Genomic DNA, 6,681 nt, shown 5'->3' with positions numbered 1-6,681 from the left:
GCAAAATGGTAGTTCCCCAGAAGGGTGGGGTAGGCCGCTCGATATCGATATCCACCGCTTCCGAACGTCGGGTATCCACAGGCATTGCAGCAGTGGCAGCTTCTGCCGCGTTCTCCTGGGGCTGAGAACCATTTGTAGAGACTGACTCAGAAACCTGATCTTGCTCATTTAAGAAGCCTTTGAGGTTATCCCATTGCCCGTCGGTTTTAGCGGGCATCAGTTTATCCATAAAGTGCAGGTCGGCAAAGGCGTCTTTGCCGTAAATCACTTGGCCGTTGTAGGTGTTTTGGCAGTCTTGATTGACAAACTTGGGAGTCAAAGCGGCACCCCCCAGAATGACGGGAACGGTGATGCCTTCTTGGTTAAAGGTTTCCAGATTGTCTTTCATAAAGGCGGTGGACTTCACCAGCAATCCACTCATGGCAATGCAGTCGGCATTATGCTCTCGATAGGCGGCAATAATGGTATCCACGGGCTGTTTGATACCCAGATTGATCACCTGATAGCCGTTGTTGGACAGGATAATATCCACCAGGTTTTTGCCAATATCATGGACATCACCTTTGACGGTGGCAATGACAACGGTGCCTTTGCCACTATCGTCGGCTTCTTCCTTATCCATCATCGGTTCCAGATAGGCGACTGCCGCTTTCATGGTTTGGGCAGACTGCAACACAAAGGGAAGCTGCATTTGCCCCGACCCAAATAGTTCACCCACCACTTTCATGCCATCCAACAGAAAGGTATTAATGATGGCCAAGGGCGCATGGTCCTTAAGAGCAATATCGAGCTGTTCTTCTAAACCAATCCGCTCCCCGTCAATGATATGGTTTTTGAGGCGCTCTTCTACGGGAAGAGAGGTATCGACACTGCGATCTCGCTTCGTTGTCTTCCCTTCAAACAGAGTCGTCAGCTTGGTCAGGGGGTCATAGGTACAAACCTCCCCATCAAACTGGCGGCGGTCATAGATCAGATCTAAACAGACCTGTTTATGCTCTTCCTCAATTTTGGCCAGAGGCAGAATCTTGCTGGCACTGACAATCGCTGCATCCATCCCCACCGCCATCGCTTCATGCAGAAACACCGAGTTGAGGGTGACGCGGGCGGCTGGATTGAGACCAAAGGAAACATTGGAGACGCCCAAGATAATATGACAACCCGGCAACTCATCTCGAATCTGCCGAATAGCATTGATGGTAGCGTTGGCATTGTTGCGATCTTCTTCAATCCCGGTAGAGGCGGGTAAGGCCAGGGGGTCAAAAAAGATTTCATAGGCGGGAATGCCATAGTTAATGGCGTCATCATAGGCCCGCTTAGCAATTTCAAACTTTTTCTCTGCGGTTCGAGCCATACCATCTTCGTCAATGGTACCCACCACCACGCCAGCGCCGTAGGTTTTGGCCAGCTCTAAGACCTTGTAGAATCGCTCTTCCCCATCTTCATAGTTCGTGGAGTTAAGGATGCATTTCCCCCCGGCCACCTTTAGGCCCGCTTCCATCTTTGTCCACTCGGTGGAGTCGAGCATCAGGGGCAAAGAAACGGTATTCACCAGCCGAGAGGCCAGTTCCCGCATATCCCGCTCGCCATCCCGACCCACATAGTCCACGTTGACATCGAGGATATGGGCACCTTCTTTGACTTGCGATCGCGCCAACGATACCAACCCATCCCAATTTTCTGCATTCAGGGTTTCGCGACATTTTTTAGAGCCACTGGCATTTAACCGCTCTCCCACAATCAAGAAAGAGTTGTCCTGATCGTAAGGCTGCATACTCATAATCGAGGCGGCTGCAGGTACGTGGGGTAAGGGAGCGTAAGGCGGTAGGCTTAGCCGAGAGCCAATTTCTCTCGTTTTGGGCCGCAGATCTTGGGCCAGCTCTGCTAGCTGTTGAATATGTTCAGGGCGAGTGCCACAGCAACCCCCAATCACCTGCACGCCCAGATCCTCAACGAAATGCATCAGGGCCATTCGTAGCTCCATTGGGGTCAAGCGATAGTGCCCTACACCGTCAATATTTTCTGGCAGACCCGCATTAGGGATGCATGACACTGCGAACGGAGAATACTCTGCCAAATGCTTAATATGCTCTTTCATCAAATCAGGGCCCGTGGCACAGTTGAGGCCAAAGATATTAATTGGAAAGGGCTCCAAAATAGTGAGGGCTGTCGCAATATCTGAGCCAGACAGCATCATCCCCTGAGGTTGTTCAATCGTCACCGATACCATTAGGGGGCGTCGTTCTCCCTTACTGGCAAAAACGGATTCAATCCCATTCAAGGCTGCCTTGATTTGTAAGACATCCATGCAGGTCTCAATCAAAAATAAATCGACTCCGCCATCAAATAGCCCTTCCGCTTGTTCTTGGTAATTTGTTAGTAGGGTGTCATACTCAATGTCCCCAATAGTCGGCAGCTTGGTTCCTGGCCCCATGGAGCCAGCCACAAACCGAGGTTTCTCGGGGGTCGAAAATTCAGCGGTCACCTGTTTAGCTAATTCTGCCGCTGCTTTATTGAGGGCATAGGCATGGTCGGCCAAATCAAATTCAGCTAGGACCACTGAAGTACCACCAAAGGTATCCGTCTCGATGACATCTGCCCCGGCCTTGAGAAAGTTCCGATGAACCGTAGCAACCGCTTCCGGTTTCGTCTGCACTAAATACTCATTACACCCTTCATATTCAGGACCGCCAAAATCTGCTGCTGTCAGATTTTGCATTTGCAGAGAGGTTCCCATGGCGCCATCAAAGACAATGACGGGGCGTTCGGGACTGTGAAGCCGATCGAGGAAAGCGCTCTTCATGATCCAGTTGAGATTGAAACGACTATATTCCCGCAGTGTTGCTATTTTCTGAGGCAAGGCATATCGGGTTGATATCCACTTTAAATCCATTTAGCCTGAATTTCCGGGTCGTTGAGCTGCAAAATTCAGGCTATTTGCCTAAGAGAGTAAATAAAAATATTGTCTTAGCAAGGATAAATGATGGGCTAATTGCCAGTGCCAATCCTGCTTTAGACCTTTCCTGAAAAGGGTTTATAGGGGCTGCTGGCAAAGGTCTCCTAATGATGGCGTCAAGTTTCACCAAATTTAACTTGTGGGACTTCAATAGAAGTGATATGGTAATAGTTTTGTAGTCCTGTAATCTTGTATGAAAGTTCGTTCGTCCGTTCGGAGAATGTGTGACAAATGCCGAGTTATTCGTCGGCGTGGTCGCGTGATGGTGATTTGTTCAAACCCCAAGCATAAACAACGCCAAGGTTAACCATCCGCTATTTAGTTTTGTGGTCAGAATACACCTTGTGTCAGTAACCACATCCAATATTTTTTGATTAAACAGCCTAGGGAGTAATAAGAGAGTGGCACGGATTGCCGGAGTTGACCTGCCCCGCGACAAGCGGATTGAGTATGGTCTCACCTATATATACGGAATTGGTTTAACCAGGTCCCATGAGATCTTGGCATCGACGGGCGTTAACCCGGATACCCGAGTTAGAGATTTAAGCGATCAGGATGTCGCTGCTCTCCGTAATGCTGTGGCTGGTTACCAGGTCGAAGGTGACCTGCGCCGATGGGAGTCCATGAACGTTAAGCGACTCATGGATATCGGTTCCTATCGGGGACGTCGTCACCGGGCTGGCTTGCCAGTGCGAGGTCAACGGACAAGAACGAATAGCCGGACTCGTAGAGGTTCTAAGCGAACCGTGGCGGGTAAGAAGAAAGCTCCTAGCAAGAAGTAACACTCTCAATTGTCTCTGTAATTTTTTCGCTGATTTAGTTGGTTCAATAGATTTTAAGTATGGCGCAACAACCCAAACGGTCCGGTGGACGGAAGCAAAAAAAGCATGTTCCCAATGGTGTGGCTCACATTCAGTCCACCTTCAACAACACGATTGTCACGATTAGCGACGCCAATGGTGATGTCGTTTCTTGGGCATCGGCAGGCTCTAGCGGTTTTAAAGGCGCTAAAAAGGGGACTCCCTTTGCCGCCCAAACTGCATCTGAAAGTGCAGCTCGTCGAGCGATGGATCAAGGGATGCGCCAAATTGAAGTGATGGTCAGTGGTCCAGGTGCGGGTCGGGAAACGGCCATTCGAGCATTGCAAGGTGCAGGGTTAGAGATCACTTTAATTCGTGATGTAACGCCCATCCCTCACAACGGCTGTCGTCCCCCGAAACGTCGGCGCGTCTAGCTCCTTCAATCTCGTCTGACTACGAATTCTACTCGTCGCCAGATGAACTTAGAGATGTTTTTGCTCCCTAAGTTGGGGATATTTGCCAACCCGTTGATCTAGATATCTTCAACGATTTGGGAGCAAGCTCTAAGCTAACCCATTAAACCTACTCACTCCACCGATTCAGAGCACCCAATTAACCATCGAGCACAGCAACAAGGGAGGGACTTTCGTGGCGCAATTTCAGGTTGAATGTCTTGAAACAACAGTTGAAGAGGATTTTAGTCAGTATAGCAGGTTTATTCTTGAGCCCTTAGATCGGGGTCAGGGGACAACCGTTGGTAACGCGCTGAGACGAGTTTTACTTTCAAACTTAAGAGGAACAGCAGTTACTGCGGTACGAATTGCTGGCGTTAATCACGAGTTTGCGACCATTCCAGGGGTTCGTGAAGACGTTCTCGACATTCTGCTCAATATGAAGAAGGTTGTGCTGAGAAGTCATACCAACGAACCTCAGATTGGTCGCCTGTTCGTTCAAGGACCTGCCACGGTCACAACGGATGATTTTGAACTCTCCACAGAAGTTGAGATTGTTAATCCCACGCAGTACGTGGCTACGCTGTCTTCCGATGCGACGCTGGAAATGGAATTCCGCATTGAGCAGGGGAAGGGATATCACACCGTTGATAAAGCCAGGGATGAAGCGGCGGCTCTCGACTTTCTTGAGATCGACGCTATCTTTATGCCTGTTCGACGGGTCAATTATGAGGTCGAAGATGCTCGTGTGGGTGAGGCATTAGAAAAAGATCGGTTGATCCTGGATATCTGGACGAATGGCAACCTAACCCCTCAAGAGTCCTTAAGTCAGGCCGCAACGATTTTGGTTGACTTATTCAATCCTCTCAAGGATGCCACATTTAATGTGGTTGAAGATATTGAGACTGAGGAAGAAGATGAGACCAACCAAATTCCTATTGAAGGTCTCAATCTATCCGTCCGAGCCTATAACTGTCTGAAGCGTGCCCAAATTAATAGTGTGGCGGATCTGCTGGAGTACTCCCAAGAAGATCTCTTAGAGATTAAGAACTTTGGGGCCAAGTCTGCGGATGAGGTGATTGCCGCCCTCCAAGATCATCTCGGCATCACCATGCCAACTGAAAAATCAAAAAGTTAAGGGATAATTCCATGCGTCATCGTTGTCGTGTTCATAAGTTAGGCAAGCCTGCTGACCAGCGCAAGGCTCTCCTTAGATCCTTGTCGACTCAGCTGATTCGCCATGGTCGCGTGACGACCACCAAGGCTCGGGCCAAAGCTGTGCGGTCCCAAGTCGAGAAAATGATCACCTTAGCTAAGGACGGATCATTGGCCTCTCGTCGTCAGGCGTTGGGATATATCTACGACAAGCAGTTGGTCCATGCTTTATTTGACCAAGTGTCAGAACGCTATGGCGATCGCAACGGTGGATACACCCGCATTATTCGCACCATCCGTCGGCGGGGTGACAATGCTGAGATGGCGATTATCGAATTGACTTAGGGACTAAACTGCTTCGGTCATGCCATTGCCATCACCAACTTCCCAACGCGTTGCCCTGGTTATTCAGTACCTGGGCACTCATTTTCATGGCTGGCAGCGGCAACCGCAACATCGGAGTGTGCAGGCCGATATCGAAGATACCCTGGCTGAAATGGTTCAGCACCCTGTCACCCTGCATGGTGCGGGCAGGACAGATTCAGGCGTCCATGCTGCTGCGCAAGTGGCCCATTTTGATGCGGATTCCCCAATTCCCGCCCATCGGTGGGCGAGCATCCTCAACTCTCGTTTACCCCAGGATATTTTGATCCGGGGTTCAGCTTTGGTTCCCCCGGGCTGGCATGCTCGGTTTTCTGCAACCTGGCGACGGTATCGGTACACTTTGTATACAGATCCGTGTCCAAATCTGTTCTTGCGCCCCTATAGCTGGCATTATTATTACCAGCCCTTGGATGTGCAGCGTATGCAAGCTGCCCTTGATCCCCTGATTGGCCGTCATCATTTGGCTGCGTTTCACCGTGCAGGATCTAGTCGTCCCCACTCCTGGGTGGATGTGCACGAAGCGACCTGCGTCCATCGGTCAACGGTTGAAGCCAATGACAGCAGCCCTTTGATTCAAATTGAAGTCCAGGCGAGTGGGTTCCTTTACGGGATGATGCGTCTGCTCGTGGGCTTACTGGTTCAGGTGGGACGAGGGTTACGCTCTCCCGATAGCTTTACGGAGCTATGGCAGGCGGAACGCCGGGACCAAGTAAAATATTCTGCCCCCGCTAAAGGCCTATGCCTGCTGCGAGTCGGATACCCTGATTTCCCTTTCTCTCCTGACGTTTGGTTTGATACCTTTCCTCATCTGATGATGTCGAGTGTGCCCTCTGAATATTGCTGGAATCCAGCGTCCTAAACCCTCTCCCTGTTTTGAAATAGATAACTCTCATGGAAAAGACCTATTTACCCACCGTAACGACCGCTGACAAAAAGT

At 50.1% G+C, this 6,681-nt stretch carries 7 protein-coding genes; 6 read left to right on the top strand and 1 reads right to left on the bottom strand.

Annotation, left to right across the window (positions count from 1 at the left end):
- On the bottom strand, nt 1-2,800 hold a 2,800-nt coding region (metH, locus tag Q0991_RS21330), incomplete at its 3' end, for a methionine synthase (protein ID WP_299492358.1).
- 346 nt (nt 2,801-3,146) lie between these two features.
- Here metH and rpmJ point away from each other — a divergent pair.
- The 6 genes from rpmJ (at nt 3,147) to truA (ending at nt 6,603) form a co-directional block, all read left to right on the top strand.
- On the top strand, nt 3,147-3,260 hold the full coding sequence (gene rpmJ / locus Q0991_RS21325; protein WP_010480573.1) for a 50S ribosomal protein L36: 114 nt from the start codon (nt 3,147-3,149) through the stop codon (nt 3,258-3,260).
- A gap of 94 nt (nt 3,261-3,354) precedes the next feature.
- Complete coding sequence (rpsM, locus tag Q0991_RS21320) at nt 3,355-3,735, top strand: 30S ribosomal protein S13 (RefSeq protein WP_299492356.1); 381 nt, start codon at nt 3,355-3,357, stop codon at nt 3,733-3,735.
- 59 nt (nt 3,736-3,794) lie between these two features.
- Nucleotides 3,795-4,187: a 30S ribosomal protein S11 gene (rpsK, locus tag Q0991_RS21315; protein WP_299492354.1), complete on the top strand. Its 393-nt coding sequence runs from the start codon at nt 3,795-3,797 to the stop codon at nt 4,185-4,187.
- A 214-nt stretch (nt 4,188-4,401) separates the two neighbouring features.
- Nucleotides 4,402-5,343 (top strand): DNA-directed RNA polymerase subunit alpha, encoded by a 942-nt coding sequence (locus tag Q0991_RS21310; RefSeq protein WP_299492352.1) that lies wholly within the window; start codon nt 4,402-4,404, stop codon nt 5,341-5,343.
- Between the two features lie 11 nt (nt 5,344-5,354).
- Nucleotides 5,355-5,705: a 50S ribosomal protein L17 gene (rplQ, locus tag Q0991_RS21305; RefSeq protein WP_299492350.1), complete on the top strand. Its 351-nt coding sequence runs from the start codon at nt 5,355-5,357 to the stop codon at nt 5,703-5,705.
- 19 nt (nt 5,706-5,724) lie between these two features.
- Nucleotides 5,725-6,603, top strand: a complete 879-nt coding sequence (truA, locus tag Q0991_RS21300; protein ID WP_299492348.1) for a tRNA pseudouridine(38-40) synthase TruA — start codon at nt 5,725-5,727, stop codon at nt 6,601-6,603.
- The last annotated feature ends 78 nt before the right edge of the window (nt 6,604-6,681 follow it).

It is taken from the genome of Acaryochloris sp. IP29b_bin.137 (genome assembly GCF_028285745.1).
Taxonomy (GTDB): Bacteria; Cyanobacteriota; Cyanobacteriia; order Thermosynechococcales; family Thermosynechococcaceae; genus Acaryochloris.
Note: the sequence above shows the minus strand (reverse complement) of the source record. Positions and strands in the feature narration are given on the sequence as shown.